27 protein-coding genes and 1 pseudogene are annotated in these 26,320 nt (G+C 50.7%); 15 read left to right on the forward strand and 13 right to left on the reverse strand.

The annotated features are described in order from the left end of the window. The first annotated feature begins 307 nt into the window (after positions 1–307). Positions 308–889: a peptidoglycan-binding domain-containing protein gene (locus tag SFA31_RS11295; RefSeq protein ID WP_322838065.1), complete on the forward strand. Its 582-nt coding sequence runs from the start codon at positions 308–310 to the stop codon at positions 887–889. 1 nt (position 890) lies between these two features. Next, positions 891–1,172: a hypothetical protein gene (locus tag SFA31_RS11300; protein ID WP_322838066.1), complete on the forward strand. Its 282-nt coding sequence runs from the start codon at positions 891–893 to the stop codon at positions 1,170–1,172. 317 nt (positions 1,173–1,489) lie between these two features. On the opposite strand, the gene qseC is transcribed toward SFA31_RS11300, so the two are convergent. Both qseC and qseB read right to left on the reverse strand, forming a co-directional pair. Continuing rightward, positions 1,490–2,851 (reverse strand): quorum sensing histidine kinase QseC, encoded by a 1,362-nt coding sequence (gene qseC / locus SFA31_RS11305; protein ID WP_322838067.1) that lies wholly within the window; start codon positions 2,849–2,851, stop codon positions 1,490–1,492. Further along, the gene (gene qseB, locus SFA31_RS11310; RefSeq protein ID WP_322838068.1) at positions 2,851–3,513 is read right to left on the reverse strand and encodes a quorum sensing response regulator transcription factor QseB; all 663 of its coding nucleotides are present in this window, start codon (positions 3,511–3,513) and stop codon (positions 2,851–2,853) included. The genes qseC and qseB overlap by 1 nt, the downstream gene beginning before the upstream one ends. 148 nt (positions 3,514–3,661) lie before the next feature. Here qseB and SFA31_RS11315 point away from each other — a divergent pair, with 148 nt between their 5' ends. The 9 genes and pseudogenes from SFA31_RS11315 to tnpA all read left to right on the forward strand — a co-directional run bounded on the left by SFA31_RS11315 (position 3,662) and on the right by tnpA (position 12,449). After that, entirely contained in the window at positions 3,662–4,042 is a 381-nt protein-coding gene (locus tag SFA31_RS11315) for a YgiW/YdeI family stress tolerance OB fold protein (protein ID WP_322838069.1), read from the forward strand. A gap of 118 nt (positions 4,043–4,160) precedes the next feature. After that, the gene (locus tag SFA31_RS11320; protein WP_322838070.1) at positions 4,161–5,042 is read left to right on the forward strand and encodes an SdiA-regulated domain-containing protein; all 882 of its coding nucleotides are present in this window, start codon (positions 4,161–4,163) and stop codon (positions 5,040–5,042) included. A 275-nt stretch (positions 5,043–5,317) separates the two neighbouring features. Next, positions 5,318–5,566, forward strand: a complete 249-nt coding sequence (locus tag SFA31_RS11325; RefSeq protein WP_322838071.1) for a hypothetical protein — start codon at positions 5,318–5,320, stop codon at positions 5,564–5,566. A gap of 68 nt (positions 5,567–5,634) precedes the next feature. Continuing rightward, on the forward strand, positions 5,635–7,728 hold the full coding sequence (gene cstA, locus SFA31_RS11330; protein ID WP_322838072.1) for a pyruvate/proton symporter CstA: 2,094 nt from the start codon (positions 5,635–5,637) through the stop codon (positions 7,726–7,728). Positions 7,729–7,779: 51 nt separating this feature from the next. After that, a complete protein-coding gene (locus SFA31_RS11335; RefSeq protein ID WP_322838073.1) occupies positions 7,780–7,977 on the forward strand; it encodes a YbdD/YjiX family protein in 198 nt (65 codons plus the stop codon). A 12-nt stretch (positions 7,978–7,989) separates the two neighbouring features. Further along, positions 7,990–9,024 (forward strand): GTP-binding protein, encoded by a 1,035-nt coding sequence (locus tag SFA31_RS11340; RefSeq protein ID WP_322838074.1) that lies wholly within the window; start codon positions 7,990–7,992, stop codon positions 9,022–9,024. A gap of 417 nt (positions 9,025–9,441) precedes the next feature. Next, positions 9,442–10,005, forward strand: coding sequence for an alkyl hydroperoxide reductase subunit C (ahpC, locus tag SFA31_RS11345; protein WP_322838075.1), 564 nt, complete (start codon positions 9,442–9,444; stop codon positions 10,003–10,005). Between the two features lie 231 nt (positions 10,006–10,236). Continuing rightward, positions 10,237–11,802 (forward strand): alkyl hydroperoxide reductase subunit F, encoded by a 1,566-nt coding sequence (gene ahpF / locus SFA31_RS11350; protein WP_322838076.1) that lies wholly within the window; start codon positions 10,237–10,239, stop codon positions 11,800–11,802. Positions 11,803–12,008: 206 nt separating this feature from the next. Beyond that, positions 12,009–12,449, forward strand: a pseudogene (gene tnpA, locus SFA31_RS11355) (IS200/IS605 family transposase). Positions 12,450–12,899: 450 nt separating this feature from the next. On the opposite strand, the gene rnk reads toward tnpA, so the two are convergent. Next, a complete protein-coding gene (gene rnk, locus SFA31_RS11360) occupies positions 12,900–13,310 on the reverse strand; it encodes a nucleoside diphosphate kinase regulator (RefSeq protein WP_322838077.1) in 411 nt (136 codons plus the stop codon). Positions 13,311–13,502: 192 nt separating this feature from the next. Further along, positions 13,503–14,309 carry a ribonuclease T2 family protein gene (locus SFA31_RS11365; protein WP_322838078.1) on the reverse strand — a complete coding sequence of 269 codons (807 nt, stop codon included), beginning with the start codon at positions 14,307–14,309 and terminating at the stop codon, positions 13,503–13,505. 507 nt (positions 14,310–14,816) lie between these two features. On the opposite strand from SFA31_RS11365, the gene pagP reads away from it, so the two are divergent. The 4 genes from pagP to tatE all read left to right on the forward strand — a co-directional run bounded on the left by pagP (position 14,817) and on the right by tatE (position 17,502). Next, positions 14,817–15,383 carry a lipid IV(A) palmitoyltransferase PagP gene (pagP, locus tag SFA31_RS11370; protein WP_416208353.1) on the forward strand — a complete coding sequence of 189 codons (567 nt, stop codon included), beginning with the start codon at positions 14,817–14,819 and terminating at the stop codon, positions 15,381–15,383. Positions 15,384–15,560: 177 nt separating this feature from the next. Next, complete coding sequence (gene cspE, locus SFA31_RS11375) at positions 15,561–15,770, forward strand: transcription antiterminator/RNA stability regulator CspE (RefSeq protein WP_002439184.1); 210 nt, start codon at positions 15,561–15,563, stop codon at positions 15,768–15,770. A 631-nt stretch (positions 15,771–16,401) separates the two neighbouring features. After that, a complete protein-coding gene (locus tag SFA31_RS11380; protein ID WP_322838079.1) occupies positions 16,402–17,184 on the forward strand; it encodes a deaminated glutathione amidase in 783 nt (260 codons plus the stop codon). A 117-nt stretch (positions 17,185–17,301) separates the two neighbouring features. Then, on the forward strand, positions 17,302–17,502 hold the full coding sequence (gene tatE, locus SFA31_RS11385) for a twin-arginine translocase subunit TatE (protein ID WP_322838080.1): 201 nt from the start codon (positions 17,302–17,304) through the stop codon (positions 17,500–17,502). A 91-nt stretch (positions 17,503–17,593) separates the two neighbouring features. Here tatE and lipA read toward each other — a convergent pair whose 3' ends face one another. From lipA to rsfS, 9 genes are all read right to left on the reverse strand, one after another. After that, positions 17,594–18,559: a lipoyl synthase gene (lipA, locus tag SFA31_RS11390; protein WP_322838081.1), complete on the reverse strand. Its 966-nt coding sequence runs from the start codon at positions 18,557–18,559 to the stop codon at positions 17,594–17,596. 255 nt (positions 18,560–18,814) lie between these two features. Further along, the gene (lipB, locus tag SFA31_RS11395; protein WP_322838082.1) at positions 18,815–19,477 is read right to left on the reverse strand and encodes a lipoyl(octanoyl) transferase LipB; all 663 of its coding nucleotides are present in this window, start codon (positions 19,475–19,477) and stop codon (positions 18,815–18,817) included. Positions 19,478–19,565: 88 nt separating this feature from the next. Further along, positions 19,566–19,829 (reverse strand): DUF493 family protein YbeD, encoded by a 264-nt coding sequence (gene ybeD / locus SFA31_RS11400; protein WP_322838083.1) that lies wholly within the window; start codon positions 19,827–19,829, stop codon positions 19,566–19,568. 103 nt (positions 19,830–19,932) lie between these two features. Beyond that, positions 19,933–21,138, reverse strand: coding sequence for a D-alanyl-D-alanine carboxypeptidase DacA (dacA, locus tag SFA31_RS11405; protein WP_322838084.1), 1,206 nt, complete (start codon positions 21,136–21,138; stop codon positions 19,933–19,935). Between the two features lie 136 nt (positions 21,139–21,274). Next, on the reverse strand, positions 21,275–22,366 hold the full coding sequence (rlpA, locus tag SFA31_RS11410; protein WP_322838085.1) for an endolytic peptidoglycan transglycosylase RlpA: 1,092 nt from the start codon (positions 22,364–22,366) through the stop codon (positions 21,275–21,277). A gap of 10 nt (positions 22,367–22,376) precedes the next feature. Continuing rightward, a complete protein-coding gene (gene mrdB, locus SFA31_RS11415; RefSeq protein ID WP_322838086.1) occupies positions 22,377–23,489 on the reverse strand; it encodes a peptidoglycan glycosyltransferase MrdB in 1,113 nt (370 codons plus the stop codon). A gap of 1 nt (position 23,490) precedes the next feature. Then, complete coding sequence (gene mrdA / locus SFA31_RS11420; RefSeq protein ID WP_322838087.1) at positions 23,491–25,392, reverse strand: peptidoglycan DD-transpeptidase MrdA; 1,902 nt, start codon at positions 25,390–25,392, stop codon at positions 23,491–23,493. A 26-nt stretch (positions 25,393–25,418) separates the two neighbouring features. Further along, positions 25,419–25,889, reverse strand: coding sequence for a 23S rRNA (pseudouridine(1915)-N(3))-methyltransferase RlmH (gene rlmH, locus SFA31_RS11425; protein ID WP_322838088.1), 471 nt, complete (start codon positions 25,887–25,889; stop codon positions 25,419–25,421). 3 nt (positions 25,890–25,892) lie between these two features. Continuing rightward, on the reverse strand, positions 25,893–26,210 hold the full coding sequence (rsfS, locus tag SFA31_RS11430) for a ribosome silencing factor (RefSeq protein WP_322839355.1): 318 nt from the start codon (positions 26,208–26,210) through the stop codon (positions 25,893–25,895). Positions 26,211–26,320: the final 110 nt, after the last annotated feature.

Here is a 26,320-nt window from a genome sequence, read left to right on the forward strand (position 1 = left end):
TCGTGACCGCACCGGATGAACGGATTATGTAAGATGCAGGTCAAGTTTATCCTGTGGGGAAAGTTAAATTAATGAGCATGCGCGCGTCACGGTGACGATATTAGGTGATGTTTAATCCCCGCCCGTTTCCTTCATTTGCCGAATAGCGGCATCAAAAAGCTGCGCTGAGTATATGATTTTAAGATTGTTGAATGCGCAGAGTTCTCAAAAGTGAATCATTGCGATACTTAACCACTTAATTTTATGGATAAAACTATGGTGACGATGCATCTTATTTCGGTTGCGATGAATAAGATACAGGGAAGCAATGATGAAAGAACTGAGCGGTAAAAAATGGGTTTCACGTTTTCAGGGCAGCACGATAACTGATACGTTGAGTTTAACGTTTAAATCGAACGTAAACGCATTTTTAGCCAGCCTGAGGAATGGGGGGGCGGCAATTACTATTTCTGCTACCTTAAGACCGCCGGAAAGAGCCTATTTGATGCACTGGTCCTGGAAAATCGCGCGTGGGCTGGCGGAGCCAAATGCAGTACCGGGAAAGAGCGGCGTAAATATTGAATGGGTGCATACCAAAATAGATGGCAGCTACGATCGTGAGAAAAGCCGTCAGGCTGCGCGAGAAATGGCTGCCGCTTACGGAATGCAAAATTTGCGCGTGGCACCGGCGTTAAATAGCCGTCATACGCAGGGAAATGCTATCGATATGGATATTCGCTGGGCCGGCACGCTGACGATAAAAAATAAGGCGGGCGAGGACGTTGTAATTGACTCTTTACCGCGGGATGGTATGAATACGGCCTTACATAAAGTGGGAAAAACCTTTGGCGTGATAAAGTATCACGGCGGCACTAACGATAAACCACATTGGTCAACGGATGGTCGATAACATGAATAAATACGCGTTATTATTTTCTGCCTTTATCCTGACGGCCTGCGCAAACGCTAGCGCGCAGTATCCAAAAGATGTCGAAGAATTTATAAAGCAGGCGGATGATTGCCAGTATCTGGCCGGGGAGTGGGATTCAACCCTGCCGGCACCGCGCCAGAAAGAGCTTGAAAAGACGATATCTGAGGTTTGCCCGAAGGCCAAAGCACAGCAGGAAGTGCTGCGCGGCAAGTACCGCGATAGTAAGGCGGTACTGGATACGATAAACGGTTACGATTTTTAATCTTCCGCAATACCGCAATACCGCAATACCGCAATACCGCAATACCGCAATACCGCAATACCGGCATTCGGGGGCAGGGGTTAAATTGGCTCCCGAACTGTCTGTGTAAGCAGAAGCCTGTACTTTAAGGCCGATGATGCGAACCGCACTATTCTCCCGCTGAACGGCTCCAGACCTGGCTGCCTCGCTGATTTACCGGCTACAAATATGCGCCCAGCGGCTAAGCGCGGCCGGCGGTTATTAAGAAATGCGCCCGCGCCCGCTGCTACTAGTTGAAATCAACCGAATAAAGTTGCTGAGCCTGAGCGCTCAATGGCTTAACGTTTGGTGGATGGGAATCGTATCGTTGCCTGAAAGCCGCCGCCGGGCGCGTGCTGCAAAGCGACCGTCATGCGATGCAGGGCGGCAATACGTTTCACAATCGATAACCCCAGCCCGCTACCCGTTTGTTTTTGGCCCGGCGGGCGCCAGAAACGTTCTCCCACGCGTGCAAGCGTATCATCGCTCATCCCCGGACCGTTATCCGCTACGGTAAGCGAGTGGTCATCCAGCGTTAGCTCTACGGTACAGCCGGGGGAGCAGTATCGCACCGCGTTATCCAGCAGGTTGCGCACCAGTAAGCTCAGCAGCAGCGCTTGCCCGCGCAGGCAGATTTGCCGCTGAGTAAGATGAAGCTGAATTTCTATCTGTCGTGCGCTGGCGCAGGGATAGATATCAGCGACGGCGTCCTGCAATAGCGCGTTAAGGCTAACAGGGACGCTGTCTTCGGGATTATCCAGCGCATCCAGTCGGGAGAGCGTGAGAAGCTGTTCGACCAGCCTGGTGGTCCGGGTAATCCCCGCCTGCATTTGGGTGAGGGCCTGTTCGCGAACGATTTTATCGTCTCCGGCAAGCTGGACGACTTCTGCCTGCACTTTTAAACCCGCCAGCGGGCTGCGTATTTCGTGGGCTGCATCTGAAATAAATCGTCTTTCGCGCTCAATGGTGTGATGCGTACGCGCGAAAAGTTGATTCAGCGCTGATACCAGCGGGCGCACTTCCCCCGGGATCTGCGCGGTGTCCAGACTCTCCGGTGAGTCCGGGAGGCGCGTTGCCAGTTGCCGGGACAGTCGCCCGAGCGGACGAAGTTCACGGTGTAGCAGCAGCATCAATATCAGGATCATACCCGGTAAAGCCACCAGCCAGGGATAGAGCTGACTGGTGACAATATCAATTGCCATATCTTCGCGATATTCCCACTCCTGCGCGACGACGATGCGAAAGCGCCCATCGCTGCTGGTGAGCCACAGAAAACGCCATTCATCGTCGTCATCAGGTAGATAACCATCGATGAATCCGTCGCGATAATAGTGCCAGGGGATATCACGCCCGTTATCGCCATCGTTAAGTCGCATTTTGCCGTGGATATCGAAGATAGCGAACGCCATCGCGTCGTCGTCCTGCTTACCGCGATGGTGACGCAGCATTTTTTTGGTAGGCGCCAGGGCGGGCGGCGATGCGGCTTCATCAAATGACATGACGCTAAGGCGCTTGGCGAATAGCATCTGCTGGGTGTCAAAAAGTTTATTAAGCTCTTTGGTCGTGTAGTGCCAGGCGATAAGGCTTGCGCAGCACCATGTCAGCGCCGTTAACAGAATAAAAAACAGGGTTAGGCGCAGGCGTAAACTGGTCAGGTGCATCAGGTGGCAGGCTCCAGCGTGTAGCCGACGCCGTGCACGGTGCGAATGTAACCGCCGCCCAGTTTACGTCGCAGATGATGGATATGGACTTCAATCGTGTTACTGGCAATATCATCGCTCCAGCCGTATAGTTTTTCTTCAATTAAGCGCCGTGGTAACACGCGCCCGACATTGCGCATTAGCAATTCAAGCAGGGCAAACTCTTTAGGTTTCAGCAACAGGGGCGCGCCGTTCAGCGTCACGCTTATGGCCGTAGGATCGAGCGTAACGCCACGGTGTTGTAACGTCTGTATTGGCTGGCCTTGGGCGCGCCTGATGAGTGCTTCCAGCCGCGCAGCGACTTCAATGAGGGCGAATGGCTTGCATAGATAGTCATCGGCACCAAGGCGCAGTCCCTCCACCCGCTGATCCAGCGCATCCCGCGCGGTGAGGATCAGTACCGGCTCGCATCGCCCCTGTTCGCGCCAGGATTGCAATAACGACAGTCCGTCGATTTCCGGTAGCGTAAGATCCAAAATTACCGCGTCATAGGGAGCGCAATATAGCGCTTCTCTGCCCTCCACACCGTGTGTGAACCAGTCAACCGTAAAACATAATTTTGTCAGCCCGACTTTGATTCCATCGCCGATTAATAAATCATCTTCAATGAGCAAAATACGCATTGCTTATTATCCCTGATATTGTCTTTGCTCAGGTAATAACGCAGAGCGGGGGATAATGTACAGTCTTTTTATTTTTTTTATAAATTAAGCATCCGTTAATATTTATCTGATGTAATCCTTCAAAACGCCATAGATAAAGGGAAACATCATGAAAAAATATCTTTTAGCTTTGAGCCTTGCCAGCTTTTGCGCGCTGCCGGTATTTGCCAAGGGGAACGGTGGTTTTAGCGGCCCGGATAATGCTGGCGGGTTTGTTGGGCCGAATGGAAGTGTCACCACCGTTGAGCGCGCTAAAACGCTACGGGATGATACCTGGGTTACGCTGCATGGGAATATTACCCAGCGTATTTCTGATGACCTTTATCAGTTTCGCGATGCCAGCGGTATGGTTAATGTGGATATTGATGATAAATACTGGCGCGGACAAACTATTTCTCCTCAGGATGTAGTTGAAATTCAGGGGGAGGTCGATAAAGACTGGAACTCAGTTGAAATAGATGTGAAGCAGATTATTAAAAAAGCCCGCTAGTATGCTGGAAAGTTAAAATAGTGAGCAAATTAAAACAATGATAAATGCGGGCAGGAATGCCCGCGTTGGCTGAGAGAATTTGCTTGCCCGGTAATAAATACAATATAGGGATGTTATTGTGAATCGAGCATTTAAATTTATTATGCGAATATCGATAGTTTTGTTAATTTTGGGCGCGATAGTATTTTACGCGAAGCAGGATATAGCGAATATTATAAAACTAGTGAGGATGGCGCAGGATGTTTCCTCATCATTATATTTACGAGGCTATGATGCCGAGGTGCAGGCACAAAAAGTAGAAGGCGTTACGCGTAATTTGTCTGGACTCACCTACTCTGATTATCACGATAGCCTTTTTGCCACGGTTAACAACCCACCTGAATTACTCCAGTTAAATAAAGAGGGGCAGGTTCTCGATCGGATGAAGATAGAGCGGATTCCCGATCCGGAAACGGTTGAACATATTCACGGCGATGAGTTTTATCTTGCCAGCGAACGGGAGGGTAAAGTCTATCGCGTGCGCCTGGACAGGCGCGCCCACGGCGTGAAAATACTGTCGTCGATTTCTTTTGCCGATTTAGCGCAGGGGCGAAATGACGGTATTGAGGGGATTGCGTGGAACCCGCAGCGCGAAGCCCTTTACGTGGCCAAAGAGAAGCGTCCCCCGTCGATAACTGAAGTCACGATGAGTGACAGTAATCCCGGGTTTCAGCGAGTTTCAGGCGATCGCCTGAAGGGGGTAAAAGATATCTCCGGGCTGGCGTATTCGTCGGCTTCGCAAACGCTGCTGGTATTATCTGACGATTCGCGCGTGATTATGGAAATGGATGCCGGTTATAATGTGCTGGACCGACTGCATTTGCAGCAAGGGTGGGCGTCACTGGCGCATGATATTCCACAGCCTGAAGGCATCGCAGTCGATAAACTGGGAAATATTTATGTGGTCAGCGAGCCTAATCTGTTTTATCGCTTCCATAAGCAGGCGCGGGTAAAAGGATAGGCTTAGCGATTCGCCCATCTGGCAGTGGCTGGAGGTTACGTCGCTAACGCCAAACGGCGTGCCGATTAACAGTGCTAGTGCGATGTGCGTTAGCCGTTATGGCATCACGCGCTGTGGTACATCCAGACCCGAGGCGCGGTTTATTTACTGCGGGGCTGCGCGCGCTTCCCGCGCGGTGTGTCTTAGGGTGAATAATCCAGGTCAGCAAAAGCGCTGGCCGTGGGTCAGTACGGTTTTGTACGCAGTCAATACTACGCCCGACATATGGGGCGCAAATGCCGATCGGTATGCGGATACGCATTATCATGCGTCAGATAATCCCCTTAAGTATGCGCCTTTTATTTGAGGAGCGTTCCACTATCGACACGTATTGCCTCGAAATATTGGCGGATGAAGCCGCTATTCCTACCTGGATTTATGACATTGATGCACTTAACTTACCGGTGAAAGTGATCCCGCCTGCAATGTTATGTAAATACTTACTTACCGGCGAGATTTCTTATGTTTCAAGGTTGTTAAGTTAAGCCCGGTGTTATAGATAATTTGAGATGAACGTTTTTATTCAACTCAGATGCTGATACCGGAAAAAACAATGAATAATTCAGGGAAATACCTCATATGGGGCGCAATTTCGCTGTTGGGAGCGGGCGCGCTTGGTTATGTCGCTCTCAATCGCGGTGAGCAAATAAATGCGCTATGGATAGTGGTTGCATCGGTATGCGTTTATCTCATTGCTTACCGTTTTTATGGCTTATATATTGCCCGCCGGGTGCTCTCGGTAGATGCAACCCGCATGACGCCAGCCATACGCTATAACGATGGGCTTGATTATGTGCCGACCGATAAAAAGGTGCTTTTTGGGTACCACTTTGCCGCTATCGCCGGTGCCGGACCGTTAGTGGGGCCGGTGCTGGCAGCGCAAATGGGCTATTTGCCCGGTATGATTTGGATTCTGGCAGGCGTGGTGCTGGCAGGGGCGGTGCAGGATTTTATGGTGCTATTTGTCTCAACGCGGCGCGACGGGCGTTCACTGGGCGAACTGGTGAAAGCGGAGATGGGGAATGTCGCCGGATTTATCGCGCTGATAGCCTGCTTTATGATAATGGTGATTATTTTGGCGGTGCTGGCAATGATTGTGGTGAAAGCGTTGACCCATAGCCCCTGGGGTACGTACACCGTGGCATTTACTATTCCGCTGGCGCTTTTTATGGGCGTGTATATTCGCTATCTGCGCCCCGGACGCATTGGTGAAGTATCCGTGATTGGCTTGGTGCTGCTGGTGTTTGCCATTATTTCCGGCGGCTGGGTGGCCCAGAACCCCGTCTGGTCAGCCTGGTTTGATTTTAACGGTATCCAGCTTACCTGGATTTTAGTGGGTTACGGCTTCGTGGCGGCGGTGCTTCCGGTTTGGCTATTGCTGGCACCGCGCGATTATCTGTCCACCTTTTTGAAAATCGGCACTATTGTCGGCCTGGCTATCGGCATATTGATTATGCGCCCGACGCTGACGATGCCCGCGCTGACGCGCTTTATCGACGGCAGCGGGCCGGTGTGGTCAGGGAGTCTGTTTCCTTTCCTCTTCATTACTATTGCCTGCGGTGCGGTATCAGGGTTCCATGCGCTGATAGCCTCTGGTACGACCCCTAAAATGCTGGCCAATGAGAATCAGGCCTGCTTTATCGGCTATGGCGGCATGCTGATGGAATCTTTTGTCGCGATTATGGCGCTGGTCGCCGCCTGCGTTATCGATCCCGGCGTCTATTTTGCGATGAATAGTCCACTGGCGGTACTGGCACCCGCTGGTGCCACCGACGCGGTGGCTTCCGCCGCGCAGGTGGTTAGCGGCTGGGGCTTCCATATCACTCCGGAAACATTAACTCGCATTGCTAACGAAGTCGGCGAACAGAGCATTATATCGCGCGCCGGCGGTGCACCGACGCTGGCGGTGGGAATGGCGTATATTCTGCACGGCGCGCTGGCAGGAATGATGGACGTTTCATTTTGGTATCATTTCGCCATTCTGTTTGAAGCCTTATTTATTTTAACCGCAGTTGATGCCGGTACTCGCTCGGCGCGCTTTATGCTGCAGGATTTGCTGGGGCTGGTATCGCCCGCGCTTAAGCGCACCGACTCTTTGCCAGCAAATTTATTCGCTACCGCGTTATGCGTGCTGGCGTGGGGATATTTTCTGCACCAGGGCGTGGTCGATCCGCTCGGTGGCATTAACACACTCTGGCCGCTATTTGGTATTGCTAACCAGATGCTGGCAGGGATGGCACTTTTACTGTGCGCGGCAGTACTGTTCAAAATGAAGCGACAGCGCTATGCGTGGGTCGCACTTGTGCCTACTGCCTGGCTATTGGTCTGCACACTGAGCGCTGGCTGGCAAAAAGCGTTTAGCGACGATCCTAAAGTTGGATTTCTGGCCGTCGCTAATAAGTTTCAGGCGATGCTGGATAACGATGCTATTCCGGCTCAGTACTCTCAGGTCCAGCTTGCCCAGCTGGTATTCAATAATCGCCTTGATGCTGGGCTAACTATCTTTTTTATGGTGGTGGTGGTTGTGCTGGCGCTGTTTGCTCTGCGTACCGCGCGCGCGGGGCTGAAGAGTAGTGCGCCTACGGTGAATGAAACGCCCTATACCGCCATTTCAGAGCCGGTCACACCGACGAAAATACCGCATTAATAATCAAAAACAGCGGTTCCGGCAAATACGCCGGAGCCAGGAGAAAGCACCATGTTTGATTCGCTGGCGAAAGCCGGGAAATATCTGGGGCAGGCGGCAAAATTGATGGTCGGCGTGCCGGATTATGATAATTATGTTCAGCATATGCGACTGAACCATCCCGGGCAGGCCCCGATGTCATATGAGGAATTCTTTCGTGAGCGCCAGGATGCCCGCTATGGCGGTAAAGGCGGTATGCGCTGCTGTTAAAGGAGAAATACGATGCAAGATGCGGTGTCAGTAACGTTATTAACCGGCTTTTTGGGGGCAGGGAAAACGACGCTGCTGAACTATTTCCTGGCCCATCACGGCGATGCGTCGGTAGCAATCCTGGAAAATGAGTTTGGCGCGGTCAATATTGATGGTGCGCTGCTGGCTGCCGGAGAAAACGTCAATATTGTTGAGTTATCTAACGGCTGTGTGTGCTGCAGCGTGCGCGGAGAGTTTTCCGCGGCGCTGCACGCGCTATTGGACCGGCGGGCCTGGGGAGATATGCATTTCGACAGGCTCATTGTGGAGACGACGGGCCTTGCCGACCCTGCGCCGGTGCTCCAGACCTTTTTTGTCGATGAGCGCCTGCGTGAAGAGATGCGGCTGGATGCCGTCATTACGCTGGTGGATTGTCACCATATTCAGCGGCAATTGGATGAGTACCCCGTTGCAGCGGCGCAAATTGGCTTTGCCGATCGCATATTGCTGACGAAAGCGGATTTATGCGATGAGCAGCAGCAGGCTGAAGTTCGGGAGCGGATCCACCGTATTAACCGTAAAGCCTCTCTCTTTCATGTCACTCAGGGAATATGCCCGGCCGAGCTTTGGCTCGATATCAATGCGTTCACGCTCAGTGATACTCATTTTATCAGTACCGGTTATTATCAGGTGTGCCCTGGGGCTGGCTCTACGAATTTTGTGCCATTTCAGGCCGCCTTATCACAGAAACCCGCGTGGAATGATGCGATTCAGGCGCATGTCTTTGAGGCCGGCGAGTTAGATCTCCATCGCGTTGGCGCATTTATGGAGCGCTGTATTGAACAATACGGTAACGATATGCTGCGGTATAAAGGCGTATTGGCGATTGCCGACGGCGCGCAGCGGCTGATTGTCCAGGGCGTGCATAAAGTCGCGGGTTTTGATTACGGTGCGCCGTGGTCTGACGGTGAAGAAAGGCGCTCGCGACTGGTCATTATCGGACGTGATTTGCCGGTCAATGCGCTGCGCGAAGGCTTTATGAAAGCATCAGCTTCGCTATGCCTGTGAATGCAGGCGGTGTGAATGCCGGGTAAACTCGTTTTATGAAGTAAAAGTGCGATGCGTATGCCAGTACCGCGCACAATGGATGACGTGTGTTATAACAGGCGTTACTGTAAGGATAGATTTGACCGTTTACAGCCATAGGTAATACCTTTGGCTGCCTCATTGACCCTCAATCTTGGTAAGTGCTTAAATCCGGCGGAGATTTATGTCCGTTTGAGTGACGTGTTATAACATCTGTTAAGGCGCAAGCCGATCTGTCTACTGGCCTTAAAACGGATTGGCAGAGGTTTCTTTATTATCAGTAGCCTCGTTAGACCATAGTTGTTAGCTATCGCTTATTGATTTGATAATGCAAATGCATTAGCTGAACCGAGAAAAGTTCGATAACTTATACCCCAACGCAACACGGAGGAAGTATAGATGTCCTTGATTAATACCAAAATTAAACCTTTCAAAAACCAGGCATTCAAAAACGGCGAATTTGTTGAAGTGACTGAGAAAGACACTGAAGGCCGCTGGAGCGTCTTCTTCTTCTATCCGGCTGACTTTACATTCGTATGCCCGACCGAACTGGGCGACCTGGCCGACCATCACGACGAATTCCAGAAATTGGGCGTTGATATTTATTCTGTTTCTACCGATACGCATTTCACGCACAAAGCGTGGCACGGCAGCTCCGATACTATCGGTAAAATCAAATATGCCATGATCGGTGACCCGACTGCGGCGCTGTCTCGTAACTTTGAGATCCTGCGTGAAGATGAAGGCCTGGCAAATCGCGGTACCTTCCTGGTCGACCCGCAGGGCATCATTCAGGCCGTTGAAGTGACCGCTGAAGGTATTGGCCGTGATGCAACCGACCTGCTGCGTAAAATTAAAGCTGCCCAGTACGTTGCTTCACACCCTGGCGAAGTTTGCCCGGCTAAATGGAAAGAAGGCGAAGCAACGCTGGCTCCTTCTCTGGACCTGGTCGGCAAGATCTAAATTTTCGACACTTTTTACGCAATGCGTGCAGGCGTAAGTCGTCTCTCATGTGGCTGCATATTTCGCTGGCATGATGTGAGCAGATCCACTGCCAGGCGTAAAAAATACGGAAATTAATCCTTATCAACGGGTGCTTCAGGCGCCCGTTTTTTCCAGCATCATGATACAAGCGGCTTAACGCTACCCGCGATGGGCGGCTTGTATGATGATGTTTTTATGCAGGAGATAACAATGCTCGACGCTAACATGAAAAACCAACTCAAGGCCTATCTTGAGAAGCTGACGAAACCGGTTGAGCTGGTTGCAACGCTGGATGACAGCGCAAAATCAACGGAAATCAAGGAACTGCTGACTGAGATAGCTTCACTGTCTTCTCAGGTCACGTTTAAAGAAGATAATAGTCTGGCCGTGCGCAAGCCGTCGTTCCTGATAACCAACCCTGGCTCAACGCAGGGGCCGCGCTTTGCCGGTTCCCCGTTAGGGCATGAATTCACTTCGCTGGTGCTGGCGCTGCTCTGGACCGGCGGCCATCCCTCCAAAGAAGCGCAGGATTTGCTGGAGCAAATTCGTCACCTTGATGGCGATTTTGAATTTGAAACCTATTATTCGCTGTCCTGCCATAACTGCCCGGATGTCGTACAGGCGCTGAACTTAATGGCGGTGCTGAATCCACGCGTCAAACATACTGCGATTGATGGTGGTACCTATCAGAATGAAATTACCGACAGAAATATTATGGGGGTTCCCGCCGTTTTTCTGAACGGTAAAGAATTCGGCCAGGGGCGTATGACGCTGGCGGAAATTGTCGGAAAAGTGGACAGCAATGCGGAAAAACGCGCCGCAGATGCGTTGAATAAGCGTGATGCTTACGATGTATTGATTGTAGGTTCTGGCCCGGCTGGAGCCGCTGCGGCGATATATTCGGCGCGTAAAGGTATCCGCACTGGCCTAATGGGCGAGCGTTTTGGCGGCCAGGTTTTGGATACGGTAGATATTGAAAACTATATCTCTGTACCTAAAACAGAGGGCCAAAAATTGGCCGGTGCGTTAAAAGCGCACGTTGATGATTATGATGTCGACGTGATTGATACGCAGAGCGCGACGCGTCTGGTTCCGGCTTCGGTTGAGGGCGGAATGCATCAGATTGAGACGGCTTCTGGTGCGGTATTAAAAGCGCGCAGCATTATTATTGCTACCGGCGCAAAGTGGCGCAATATGGGCGTTCCCGGTGAGGAGCAATATCGTACCCGCGGCGTCACTTATTGCCCGCACTGCGATGGTCCGCTATTCAAAGGTAAACGCGTGGCGGTCATCGGTGGCGGTAACTCCGGTGTAGAAGCGGCTATTGATCTTGCCGGCGTCGTCGAACACGTCACATTGCTTGAGTTTGCACCAGAGATGAAAGCCGATCGGGTGCTGCAGGATAAACTGCGCAGCCTGGCCAACGTCGATATTATTTTGAATGCACAGACGACCGAAGTGAAAGGCGACGGGGCAAAAGTAACCGGTATTGATTATCGCTGCCGCGCTACCGGCGCAGAGCATAGTCTGCCGCTCGCGGGGATCTTCGTGCAAATTGGGCTATTGCCGAACACCGGCTGGCTGGAAGGCGCCGTTGAACGTAATCGAATGGGTGAAATTATCATTGATGCGCGCTGTGAAACTAGCGTGAAAGGTATTTTCGGCGCAGGGGATTGCACTACGGTGCCGTACAAACAGATTATCATCGCGACCGGAGAAGGTGCGAAAGCTTCTCTCAGCGCGTTTGATTACCTGATTAGAACAAAAAGCGCGTAATAGCGCGTTGCCTAAGAGGGGAAGAATAACCCTGATGCGGCAAAGAAGATGCACAGCAAGTTGAGGCGCCTAATGGCGCCTCTTTTTTATTGTCACTCCTAAACCCCCCCTCTTGGGGAGGGGGTGATTGCTCCTGTAAGGCTAGAGCCTGAAGAATGCCCATGCCGAAATAGCTCTGCTTACTCACCGCAAGTAAAAGGAGACAAATCAACACGGGGCTTTACAGGCGTTCATCACAGGTATATTGGCGTTGCAAATACCACACAGTCTGGACGCCAACGTATCGACTCAGGATCCTTAAAGACAGGCCGGGCAAGGTGCTTTACCGGACAATCTACATTCTATGCGGAATAAAGGATTGTGAAGTTTAGGCGTTAAATGTTCAGTCAGCTCATGTACATCTGGTGGTCATCGTCCTACCTAAAATCTCAATATCAACGCGAATGTGTCATTTGAAAGGTCGCAGTGCCATCAGGCTCTATAATCGTTTTCCACACATCAGGAAGACGCGCTGGGGAAACCATTTTTGGCCCCGAGGGTAGTTTGTAGATACGGTCGATGTGAACGAAGAAATAATCAGAAGATATGTGCGACATCAGGAGAAAACGGAACAAGCACATGAACAGCAGATGGAATTGCCAGAGTAGTAAGCGGAAGGTGACAATATTTCCCTTACAGGGGCATTCTCAAAGGCCACCTTCTTAGAAGGTGGCCTTTTACATAGAGAAAACGGGACTTGGCCCTCATATTTATTGAGAATAAAGCGTTACAAACGGATAACAGCTATTTTTTAGCATCGCTGTTCTGCTCTCGTCGAATACAATTAACGCAGTCGTTATACCAGAAGGTTTTCATCATCGGCAGGAAGATAACTTTACAGATCGCGGTGAGCGATATTTTGCGCTGCTGTCTGTTAGCCCTTATTTACGGTAGTAATTCGGGAGCAAAATGCGTTTTTCTGGCGCGGCGTTACTTCCATTCCGGGATTTGAATTTTTACCCGACGGTATTGATTAATGGGATTTTTATGGGGCTTCTCATCAAAAAAAGAAAGTAGGCTACCTGCTAAAACAGCAAAGATAGCCCTCCTGCGCTGATTTAGCGATGAAACTCCCCTGCGGCTTCCGGCTGATATAGCAGTGCCAGAACTTCAATCCGGGCATTTTGGCCACCGGGCAATTGCCAGTCGATTTTATCACCTATACGTAAGCCCAGGAGCGCGGCCCCGATTGGCGCCAGCACGGATATTTGTTGGTTGCTGTCCGCCAGCGCGGCAGGATAAACTAGCGTGCGTGTGAATGTTTCGTCACTGTGCAGGTAGCGGAACTTGACCTGACTATTCATAGTCACCACATCGTGAGGCATGGCGTCAGAGGACAGAATCTCGGCGCGATCCAGCTCATTATATAGCGCTTCTGCAGCAGGTAAATTAGCGTAGTCTGGCCGTTCTAAAAGGTTGTCTAGTCGCTCAGCATCCAGGGAACTGATGACAATTTTAGGTCTGGGCATGGTCACTCCCTGTGACAAAGGCAGCGGTAGCCGCGTATTCGTTTCAACTAAAAGAAAACCCCTGCCGGATAACCATCAGGGGCTGACCTAATAGTATCGGGCATCAAAAGCAATTGCCAGCGAGCGATTTCAAACACGCTTTCTGGATATGGCAGTTAACGCGGCGCTATATCACAGGGCGACTGGTACCCGTTATTGCATATACCCCACCGCATCGAGCCTAAATTTAGCGCCGCAGTTACCGGGATGGGGCTGAGACTGAAAGCTTTTTGCATCGAGCGGTTGATTAATGGTTTCGGCATTTAACGTGATTTGAATTTCCGTCAGCCACCCAGGATTTCCGCTACAGGTGAGTTTTACCGCTTTAACGCTGGTATCACCGAACTGCTGGCGCAGCGCCTGGTTAAAGGCTTTGCGAGTGACGGTTTGCCCATAATGCGCATTTAAAAAATGGCCAAGAGTGCTTTGACGCAGCGTTTGATTAAGGCGAATCATCGTTGCGAAATACGCATTCGGCGAAAAACCAAAGCACGCACCGTGCTTGGAGAACTCATAGCGTTCAAGGCAGGAGCGACCGCCTGCGCCGGGCATAGCCTCGTTGAGCTTAGCCGCAAGCTGGGCATCAAGCTGAGGCGCTGGGGCCGCGCATTTTTGGGAGGCACGCGCTTCGGGCATGTTGGGCAAGGGGCGTGTGGCACAGCCAAAGCGCATCCAGCGCTTGTTATCCACCCCGCGGGCGGCGATAGAGGCAGGCAGCCCCGGCCAGAGGCCGTGCACCGAAAGAAATTGGGTTTTATCGCGGCTTTCCTGCTGCTGTTGGCACTCATCTGGCATTTTGCGTCCGCGTTGGTGCAGGTTTTGGCAAAAACCGGGCTGCCATGAAAGTGCGAGTACATAACTGTCGAAATCGCCATACTGAGTAGGCTGTAAATATTCTGCGTGAAGCGCACCCCAGGGAAGCAATACGCTGAATAAGATGGCGGCAATCCTATTTTTCATTCATGTTCATCCAAAAAACGGTTAATGATGATTATCATAGCGTGAAACAGTCGCTACGGTAGCATTGCTTATCGCAGAGAAGTGGGGTAAAGAATGCTTTTGCGCGAAATACCATTATTAATTACTGTTTGGTGAATTATTAGTGTTGGTAAAACGTGCGGATTACGAATGTCTACAGGTAAACAAAAGGTGAAACCTTAATATTATATAAGTTGGTCGTTAATACTAACGTTTTATTTATATTGAATTTTTTATTGGTTGTTTCATTGGTTATTATATTGAATCGGCGCTAACATATGACGCAATGAGAAGCGTTATTAAACGATGTAAATTAAATTGTATGAATGTGTAATGTTATTTTTTACCAAAAATCGTTAACTGAAAAATAATTCAGTGGGATTTTATCAGTAATGAACTTTCAGTTTTCTGTTCAGGTTCGATTCAGTTAACTTACGATAGAATTACCGCAGTTTTTCACTGAGGGTAATTTAGACTGTGAGCTTTCTTATTAACCGCCTTATTCTTTCTCTTTTTTTGTTGGTTTTGGGAAATATGTTCCAGGGAGTCGCTGCGGCTGACCAGCCCGGTAACAGGAATACGTTTTTGTCTGGCGTGACACATAATATTGAAATGACATGGCATCAGCCTCAGCGCGCCGATATTTATGTACCCGCCATAACCTGGCATGCGCGCTTTGCATATGACCGCGAGCACATCGATAAATATAATGAGCGCCCGTGGGGAGGCGGCTTTGGGATGTCTCGCTGGGATGAAAAGGGCAACTGGCACGGCTTATATGCGATGGCGTTTAAAGATTCCTTTAATAAACTTGAACCTATTGCGGGATACGGCTGGGAAAGTACGTGGTGCCCATTATCCGATAAGCGCTTTCGCTTAGGGGCTGGGTATACGGTTGGCGTCACTGCCCGTGACAACTGGCGCTATATCCCCATTCCGGTTTTATTGCCGCTGGCGTCAATTGGCTATGGGCCAGCGACTTTTCAGATGACCTATATCCCTGGAACTTACAATAACGGTAATGTTTACTTCGCGTGGCTGCGTATCCAGATTTAAGCGCGATATACGTAATTTTCTGCCTCCTTGTAAAATAAGGAGAAAGTAGCGAGGCGTGAGAAAGTTAGCGACTTTTATCACTTTTTCGTAAATAAGCGCTGGACAAATGCCACCACAATTGTTGTACTGATGCACGACACAGCATTTGTGTCGTTTTTTCATGTAAAGGTAATTTTGATGTCTAAGATTAAAGGTAACGTTAAGTGGTTTAATGAATCCAAAGGTTTCGGTTTCATTACTCCGGAAGATGGCAGCAAAGACGTGTTCGTACACTTCTCTGCGATCCAGAGCAATGGTTTCAAAACCCTGGCTGAAGGCCAGCGCGTTGAGTTTGAAATCACTAACGGTGCCAAAGGCCCTTCTGCTGCTAACGTTATCGCTCTGTAAGTTACAGCCGAATTTTCAAAACCCGCTACTGGCGGGTTTTTTTGTTTTTTATACTTCTTACTTTTAATGCGATTTTATCACGCGATTAGACCTAATATAGATGTAATGCAGGAAGCCGTTGCTGGCCGGTATTGCTGACTGGCGTTGCTAATGTTGTTCAGTTTCGCAATATTTGCGCATAGCCGGGGTTAAGGTTGCTATGCCATCGGCAATAAATATCTGATAATGCCATTATGCTTTTCCTCTAAAAGCAGTATAACGCGAGCAGTTTCCCCTAATAGAAGCGTCTGGCAGGCGTGATTACAGCGCCCCCCGGCGTTTAATACGTTGGCTTATTTCCCCCGGCCCGATCCCCGCAAGTAAGCATGCTAGCTGTGCTCTATGGCAGTAATTCGGCTTATTAGCCAGGCATACTAAAACAGTTTGCGGCAGCAGCCTGTGAAATCAACGCCGGCTGGCGAAAGAGAAAACAGAGGTGTCCATCTTCATGAAGAAGGCACTAGGCGATTTTCTTGCGCTAAGGTAAACGTTAAGCTTAGGTAAAATGCGCATTCATTTTCATTATTTCTCTACCGGCAGATAATGAAGTGTGAAACGCTCGATATACAGTACAGCGAACAGGAGGGGAGCAATGAAGGCCGCCGTCGGACAATTTATAGTCACACCTTACTGGCAGCATAATGCACGATGCTGTGTAGCACTAATGGAGCAGGCTCAGTGGGCTGATTTATTGGTGTTACCCGAAGCGGTTCTTGCGCGGGATAATAATAACCCTCTGCATGCTGTGAGTGCTGCTCAGACTTTTGACGGCGACTTCATGAAGCTGCTTCTGAGAGCCAGTGAGGGTAGCCCATTGACGACGGTATTTACCCTGCATGTGCCCACCTCTGAAGGGCGGGCGGTTAATACTCTGGTTGTTTTGCGTAACGGTGAGATTATCGCTACCTACCAGAAATTACACCTCTATGACGCTTTTACGGCCCGAGAGTCGGCGCAGGTTGACGCCGGCCAGGCACTGCCGCCGCTTCTGGATATTGCGGATATGCGGGTGGGGTTTATGACCTGTTATGATTTGCGGTTTCCAGATTTAGCGATACATTTAGCGCTCGCCGGCGCACAGGCGATAGCGCTGCCCGCCGCATGGCTGCGCGGTCAACATAAAGAGCAGCATTGGGAAACACTGCTGGCGGCGCGCGCGCTGGATTCAACTTGCTATATCATTGCTGCCGGTGAGTGTGGTGAAAAAAATATTGGCTATAGCCGAATTATTGACCCATTTGGTATTACGCTTGCCGGAGCGTGCGAAGGCCCCATGCTGATTTCCGCAGAGTTAAGCGCAGATCGTATCAGCGAAGTCCGTGCGCAATTGCCGGTGCTTAAACACCGGCGATTTGCGCCACCTCAATTAATGTGATGTTTTTTTCAACAGCGCTTGATTAACCTTGTTACAGATTGCTATTGTGTCGCGAGCTGTAATGACCGTTAATAAACGCAGTGTTATTTTTGGTCGATTTTGATTAAGAAGGTAAGTATGGGCGAGATTAGTATTACTAAGCTGCTGATGGTTGGCGTGCTGATTGTATTGTTATTTGGTACTAAGAAGTTACGTTCACTTGGCGGCGATTTAGGCGCGGCTATCAAGGGCTTTAAAAAAGCCATGAACGACGATGACGCAGCAAAAACGGCGTCGAATAATGACGTGCCAGCAGAGCGTATTACTCATAAAGAGTAAACACTCAGACGCGATTTTCCGTAAAAAAACCGGCCACTGAGCCGGTTTTTTCTTTTCGAAGCCAATGAACTGTTACCAGGTATTACTTGCGTTATTTGACTTCCAGACCTTTTGCCTGCAGATCTGCATGGTAAGAAGAACGAACAAAAGGCCCGCACGCTGCGTGAGTAAAACCCATCGCCAGTGCCTCTGACTTCATTTCTTCAAACTCTTCTGGCCTGACGTAACGCTGCACCGGTAAATGATGGCGGCTAGGCTGCAAATATTGTCCCAGTGTTAACATTGTGACGCCGTGCCGACGCAAATCGCGCATCACCTCGATAATTTCTTCATTCGTTTCCCCAAGTCCAACCATCAATCCTGATTTGGTAGGCAGCTCTGGATGCAGCTCTTTAAAGCGCTCCAGTAATTTTAAGGACCATGCGTAATCCGCGCCGGGGCGCACCTGACGGTACAGGCGCGGGACGTTTTCCAGATTATGATTAAACACATCCGGAGGTATTTCATTAAGAAATGCGAGCGCTTTATCCATACGCCCGCGAAAGTCCGGCACCAGCGTTTCGATTTTAATCTGCGGGCTTTTCTCACGAATCGCGCGAATACATTCGGCAAAATGTGCGGCGCCACCATCACGTAAATCATCCCGATCGACAGAAGTAATGACGACGTAGCGCAGCGCCATGTCAGCAATGGTTTGTGCAAGTTTAGCCGGTTCACCGGTATCTGGCGCGACGGGCCTGCCGTGCGCGACGTCGCAAAACGGACAACGACGGGTGCAAATGGCGCCCAGAATCATAAAGGTGGCGGTGCCGTGGTTAAAACATTCCGCCAGATTTGGGCAAGAAGCTTCTTCACAGACAGAATGCAGGCCATTTTTACGCATTGCGGCTTTGATGCTTTGGATCCGCGTTGAGTCCGCTGGCAGCCTGATTTTCATCCACTCCGGCTTTCTAAGTAGCTCCTGACGCTCGGTCGCCACGGTTTTAACCGGGATGAGAGCCATTTTGTCGGCGTCTCGGTATTTGACGCCGCGTTCCATGACGATAGGTTTACTCATAGCGTACGTATTCCCGTTATGGATAGTAAAAGTGTACGTGGATACTCAAAAATAGTGGCGAAAAAGGCAGGCAGAGCTGCAGGCGGTAAACAGTATGAAATAAAACTGTAATCGTATTTATCAACTATTTTTGAATTTATTTACCGCAGTATATCATTTATGAAAAGTGGAAAGCAGCCGCCGGGCGAGGGAAACAGCAAAAAAGTGTAAACTATTTGTTATTTTGTGCCTGCGGCAAATCGGGCCGTGACATCTTTAACCGGGCATATTTGCTGACGCAGTAGAAAGCACCTGATAGTCAGGCTCTCCCAGCAAAGTGAGCGCATTTTTTAATAGCACGGGCTGTAGCAAGGCAGGCGTAACGCCTGGTTTTAGTTCGCTGACCTGCGTCATTTCCATTCCCGCGTAACCGCAGGGATTAATGCACTGAAAGGGGGAGAGATCCATGGCGACATTGAGCGCAAGGCCGTGAAATGAATACCCTCTACGAATGCGCAGCCCCAGCGAGCAGATTTTTTTCTTATCGACGTATACGCCAGGCGCATCAGGGCGAGCATGGGACGTAATACCAAGCGCCGTCAGGGTATTAATGACGGTGTCTTCAAGAAGCGTAACCAGTTCCCGCACGCCTAATTGTCGGCGCCTCAAATCGAGTAAAACATACATGATTTGCTGCCCCGGTCCATGATAGGTAACCTGTCCGCCTCTGTCGCTTTGGATTACAGGGATATCGCCGGGGGACAGAATATGTTCCGCTTTACCGGCCTGGCCTTGAGTGAATACCGGATAATGTTCGACCAGCCAGATTTCATCGGGCGTTTGCGCGTCGCGCGTTTCAGTGAATTCATGCATGGCCTGGGAGACCAGGGCGTAAGGCTGCAGCCCAAACTGGCGGATGAGAATAGTATCCTGCGACAAAACGGTTTCTCCGGCAACAGGAGGTTGGTTCGAAAGTATGATACAGGAAAGAAGAGGGAATTACCCGGCAAGCGCCGGGTAAAAAGCGTTATAGCACCAGGCGAACAATCTCGATGTCGCCAAGCTCTTCATAGAGTTTTTCGACCTGCTCAATATGGGTTGCGTTAATAGTGATGGAAACAGAGTGGTAGTTTCCTTTTGCGCTGGGCTTCACCTCAGGCGAATAATCGCCGGGAGCGTGACGTTGTACAACCTCAATCACTCTGTCAACCAGCTCCGGCTCCGCCAGACCCATAACCTTGTAAGTAAAAGAACAGGGGAACTCAAGCAAGTCTTTCAGGTTGGTTTTCATGGTTGCTCCGGCATGACATAAAAGTTAACTCCTGCACAAGGCAGGAGTTGTTGGATTAAGAAGTATATGAGGGCGATCGTTGCCTTTTCAAGGGGGATACTATTTAGCCAAACCAGTGATGGAACATAAGCTTTATATAATCGACGATACGTCCAAAAATATTGCCTTCTTTAATGTCCTGCAGTACGACCAGCGGGCGTTGTTCTACGGTTTTCCCGTCAAGCTGGAAGTTAATGGTGCCGACCACCTGATTCTTCTGAAGAGGTGCATGTAATTCACTGTTATTTAATACATAGCTGGCTTTCAGATCTTTCATTCGTCCGCGAGGGATAGTCAGGAAAACATCCTTATCCACCCCTAAAGAGGCGCGATCGCTATTACCAAACCAGGCCGGCTCAGAAGCGAACTCTTTGCCCGCGCGCAGTGGATTCACCGTTTCGAAGAAACGAAAACCCCAGGTCAGCAGTTTCTTACTTTCCGTTTCGCGCCCTTTAAAAGTACGTCCGCCCATTACGGCGGAAACCAGACGCATTTGCCCTTCGGTTGCAGAGGCGACAAGGTTATAGCCCGCTTTACTGGTATGTCCGGTTTTTATACCATCCACATTCAGATTTTTATCCCACAGCAGGCCGTTACGATTAAGCTGACGTATCCCGTTGAACGTAAACTCTTTTTCTTTATAAACTGCATACTCTTCCGGAACATCGCGAATAAGCGCGCGGCCAATTAGCGCCATATCGCGTGCCGAGCTGTACTGACCATCAGCGTCCAGTCCGTGCACGGTCTGGAAGTGCGTATTTTTCAGCCCCAATGCTGAAACGTAATTGTTCATCAACCCGACAAATGCATCCTGACTGCCTGCAACATAATCAGCCATTGCGACGCAGGCATCATTGCCGGATTGTAGATTGATGCCGCGGATCAGTTGAGATACGGGCACTTCCATACCCGGTTTCAGGAACATTAGAGAAGAACCTTTAAAAACCGGGTTGCCAGTGGCCCACGCGTCCTGACCAATAGTCACAGCGTCGCTCTCTTTAAACTTCCCGGCTTTCATCGCCTGCCCGATAACGTAACTGGTCATCATCTTTGTCAGACTAGCCGGATCGCGCCGCGCGTCGGCATTTTGCTCAGCCAGCACTTTTCCGGAGTTGTAATCGATAAGAATATAGGATTCCGCATCGATCTGCGGTACGCCTGGGATCATGGTTTTGATATTCAGATCGTCTGCCTGAGCAGCGATGCTAAGCGTAACGGCAGCAGTGAACGTTAAGGGTTTTATTAGGCGAAATGAAAGAAAGTTTCTCATGGTCTGAACAAGCGACGTCCGTGATAAGAATGAAAAAAGTAATTTACTATAGCAAATGCGCTATAGGCTGACACCCGACTTTGCGCAGTATTTGTGACAAACACTTACGCAACTTGACACAAAGCCGGATGGTCGATTATTGCGCTGTATTTCCTGTAATAAACGATGGCAGTTGCGCCTCGTGCATCAGGCGCTGCTGTAGCGCCGCAGCCTGGGCTTTACTGGCAAAAGGCCCAAGGCGCACGCGGTAAACATTCCCGTTTGGCGTGACGCTGCCCGGGATAGAAAAGCGCTGGCTAAGCTCCTGCTGCCATTTCTCTGCCCGTGAAGCGTCGCTAACGGCACCGACCTGAACGTGATAACTCCCGTCAGATGCTGCGCTTTCTCTTGCGTCAGGAGCTGCGGTCGCTGGTGCACCGCTTTGGGCCTGTGGTGCACTTTGCGTGGCTGACATCGGAGCATGCTGGTCAGCGTTTGCCTGCACGGGCGCAGTTGATGATGCCTGCGCGACTGGCGTCTGCGTTTCATTAGAAATAATTGGCGTTAATGACGCATTGTCTATCGCATGCGTTTCCCCCTGTGGCCGTGGAGCCTGGGGCGCGGAGGACGCACTGCCCAGCCCGGCGTTTAGATCGGGGCGTGCCGGAAGCGCGTAAGTCTGCTTCGCAATAGTGGTACATGCGGTGCCGGGACCGGAAAGAGCACCATCTGGAGCAACGATAATAGGATCGATTCGTACGCGGGTATTGTTGGAGGTATTCAGCCGGTCTGCCGACGCCTGGGAAAGCGTGATAATGCGCCCGCTTTCGTAGGGGCCCCTATCGTTAATGCGTACCACTAACATGCGCCCATTAGCAAGGTTAGTAACGCGCGCATAGCTCGGTATTGGCAGCGTTGGGTGTGCTGCGGTAAGCTGCGTACTTTCATACGCTTCGCCGCTTGACGTCGCGTGACTATCAAACGCTTCGCTATATTGCGCTGCCAGCCCGACTTCGCTAAAGGTAGCTGGGTTTTGCACGATACGCCATGTCGCACCGTTGCGCTGATAGTCCTGGTTGACGCTGGCATTTAACGGCTCGTAGCGTGGCTCAGCCCCGGTGATTTCTACCGCAGGTCCGTTACATACTGCGGGTTGTGGGGGTACCTGCGCTTGTTTCACCGGATTTGGGGTATTACAAGCGGCGAGTAGGCCTGCGGCCACGCAAACGCCGATCCACTGCTTTTGCATCGTCTACCTCTTATACGCTCTTCGACAACATCTTCCTGTGGGTATGGATTGACATCACAATACCGAACCCTGCCATCAATACGATTAACGCCGACCCGCCGTAGCTAATTAGCGGTAATGGTACGCCGACTACGGGTAAGATACCGCTCACCATGCCGATATTAACAAAAACATAGACAAATAATATGAGCATTAAACCGCCGGCCATAACGCGTCCAAAGGTGGTTTGCGCCCTGGCGGCTATCCATAAGCCGCGTAAAATCAGCAGCAGATAGAGCGTGAGCAGTACCAGTACGCCGACCAATCCCAGCTCTTCAGCCAGCACGGCAAAAATAAAGTCCGTGTGGCGCTCGGGCAAAAACTCCAACTGTGACTGCGTGCCATGCAGCCAGCCTTTACCGCGCAGGCCGCCGGAGCCTATAGCAATTTTAGATTGAATAATATGATAGCCCGCGCCTAGCGGATCGGTCTCCGGGTCAAGCAGCATCATTACGCGCTGGCGCTGGTAGTCATGCATCAGGAAGAACCAGAGAATGGGGATAAACGCCGCCACTAATAATACTGCGATGCCGATGAGGCGCCAGCTCATGCCCGAAAGAAACAGCACGAACAGGCCGGAGGCGGCGATCAGGATGGAAGTGCCTAAATCGGGCTGTGCGGCCACCAGAAGCGTCGGCATTACGATGAGAAATAGCGCAATAACCGTATTTTTAAAGGTTGGGGGGCAGACATCGCGGTTAGTAAAACGCGCAACCATTAGCGGCACGGCGATTTTAGCGATTTCTGAGGGCTGAAAACGCACAATCCCCAAATCTAGCCAGCGCTGCGCGCCCTTAGAAATCGCGCCAAAGGCATCTACCGCCACGAGTAATATGATACAGACGATATAAAGCCAGGGTGCCCAGCCTTCATAAACTCGGGGAGGAACCTGGGCCAGCACGATCATTACTGCCAGCCCCATAATAATTTGGCCAATTTTTCGCTCGGTCATTCCCGGATCCTGGCCGCTGGCGCTCCAGATAACCAGTGCGCTATAAAGCAGCAGCGCTAAAATTGTTGCCAGAAACAGAGGGTCAATATGTATCTTTTCCCAGAACGTTCTTTTTGAGGTGTTATCAGTCATCTCAATGGTCCCCTGCCGCGGCTTCTGCCGGCGTTGCATCCGGTAAGTCCGTATTGTTATCCCCAAGCATAATATGATCGAGGATCTGGCGCATGATGGTACCGACCGCCGGGCCGGCGCCGCCATTTTCCAGGATCATCGCCACTGAAACCCGCGGGGCGTTATACGGCGCAAAACCAATCATTAATTTATGATCGCGCAGGCGCTCTGCGATTTTATGTGCGTTATAGGTTTCGTTTGCCTTGAGGCCAAAGACCTGCGCGGTGCCAGATTTAGCCGCTATTTTATACGGCGCGCTTTGGAAGTATTTATGCGCAGTGCCGTTTGGGCGGTTGGCGACCCCGTACATCCCGTCTTTGGCGATTTCCCAAAAGCCGGAATGGATATCGCCAATCGTCGTGGTATCCGTTTGCTGCCAGGCAACTTTATTGCCGTTAATCGTTGTGTTCATCAGGAAATGGGGCACTTTGACCACGCCGTCATTAATCAGCGTCATCAGCGCTTTATTCATTTGCATCGGTGTTGCAGTCCAGTAGCCCTGGCCTATTCCCACCGGAATGGTATCGCCCTGATACCAGGGTTTTTTATAACGTTTAAGCTTCCATTCGCGGGTTGGCATATTGCCTGAGTATTCTTCAAAAATATCTACGCCGCTCGGGTGGCCGTAGCCGAATTTCCCCATCCAGCTTGAGAGCCGGTCGATACCCATATCGTAGGCAACCTGATAGAAAAAGGTATCCGCTGATTCTTCTAATGCTTTTGTGACATTCAAACGCCCGTGACCCCATTTCTTCCAGTCGCGATAGCGTTTTTCCGAGCCGGGTAACTGCCACCAACCGGGATCGAACAGTGAAGTATTGCGCGTAATAACGCCGGCGCTGAGCGCGGAGACGGCAACGTAGGGTTTAACGGTAGAAGCGGGCGGATAGAGCCCCTGGGTAGCGCGGTTAACCAATGGCGTATTCTGATCTTTTAGCAGGGCGGAATAATCCTTGCTGGAAATCCCATTCACAAATAAATTAGGGTCGTAGCTCGGCATGGAAACCATTGCCAGAATCGAACCATCGCGCGGGTCGGTCACCACAACGGCGGCGCGGCTTCCCTGCAGCAGGGTTTCAATATACTGCTGTAGCTTGAGATCGATAGTAAGCTGGATATCGTGGCCAGCCAGCGGGGGAACTTCTTTAAGCTGACGGATTACGCGCCCCCTGTTATTGACCTCTACTTCTTCATAGCCGGTTTGCCCGTGCAGAACTTCTTCGTAAGAGCGTTCGATGCCCAGCTTCCCAATATCTCGGGTCGCGGCATAGTTGGCCAGTTTTCCTTCCTTTTCCAGCCTGGTAACGTCTCTGTCATTAATTTTTGAAACATAGCCGATAACGTGGGTTAACGCAGAACCGAACGGATAAAAACGGCGCTTATAGCCTTTCACTTCCACGCCGGGAAAACGGTATTGATTAACCGCAAAGCGGGCAACCTGCTCTTCGGTGAGATTAGTTTTTACCGGAATTGAGGTAAATCGATGCGACCGAGCGCGCTCTTTTTTAAAACCGGCGATGTCGTCATCCGACAAATCGACCACGCTGCGCAGCGCGTCTAGCGTATTTTGCACGCTATCCACTTTCTCCGGCATCATTTCCAGTTGATAAATGGTGCGATTCATCGCCAGGGGAATGCCGTTTTTATCGTAAATAATCCCACGGCTTGGCGGAATAGGGACGAGTTTAATGCGGTTCTCGTTAGATCGCGTCTGGTAATCTTCGTGCCGGCGGATTTGAAGATTATAAAGATTGGCGATAAGCACGCCCGTGAGCATTAATATGCCGACAAAGGCGACCACGGCCCGCCGCACAAAAAGCGCAGATTCGGCTGAATAATCGCGAAAAGAGTTCTGTAATTTCATCCGCTGTGGTATCTGCCTGGTTACCTTTATTCCCGATGATAGGGGTGGTTAGTTGTAATGCTCCATGCCCGATACAGACTTTCTGCGACCAAAACGCGCACCAGTGGATGGGGCAGCGTCAATTGAGACAAAGACCAGCTTTGCTCGGCTGCGGCTTTACAGGCGGGGGCGAGGCCTTCCGGGCCGCCAATAAGCAAACTGACGTCGCGACCATCCTGTTTCCAGCGTTCCAGCTCATGCGCCAGCGCCGGTGTATCCCAGGGCTTCCCTGGAATATCCAGCGTAACGATGCGATTGCCTTTTCCTGTAGCGGCGAGCATAAGCTCACCTTCTTTATCCAGGATACGTTTGATATCCGCGTTTTTGCCGCGTTTACCTGCGGGGATTTCCGTTAACTCAAACGGCATATCTTTTGGAAATCGGCGCAGATAATCGGTAAATCCCGTTTGCACCCAGTCTGGCATTCGGGTGCCGACGGCCACGAGCTGGAGCTTCACGCGTTAGCTCCAGAGTTTTTCAAGCTCGTACAAACGACGGCTCTCTTCTTGCATAACGTGAACGATCACGTCGCCTAAGTCGACGACGACCCAGTCCGCGGCGCTTTCGCCCTCAACGCCAAGCGGCATCAGCCCCGCGGCGCGAGAGGTTTGCACAACGTGATCGGCAATAGAGACAACGTGGCGACTGGAGGTACCGGTACAAATAATCATGCAGTCGGTAATACTGGACTTCCCCTGCACATCCAGCGTAACGATATCCTGCCCTTTAAGGTCATCGATTTTATCAACGACGAAATCCTGAAGTGCTTTACCCTGCAAGTCTTCCCCCTGGGTCGGTAACTGTGTATGAGGCCGCGCGCTGGCGAGATGCATCATCCCATCGTGAGCACGGGAATGCATCGCCATTATTGTAACACGCTATCAGAATG

This window comes from Erwinia sp. HR93 (assembly GCF_034555055.1).
GTDB classification, from domain to species: Bacteria; Pseudomonadota; Gammaproteobacteria; order Enterobacterales; family Enterobacteriaceae; genus Apirhabdus; species Apirhabdus apintestini.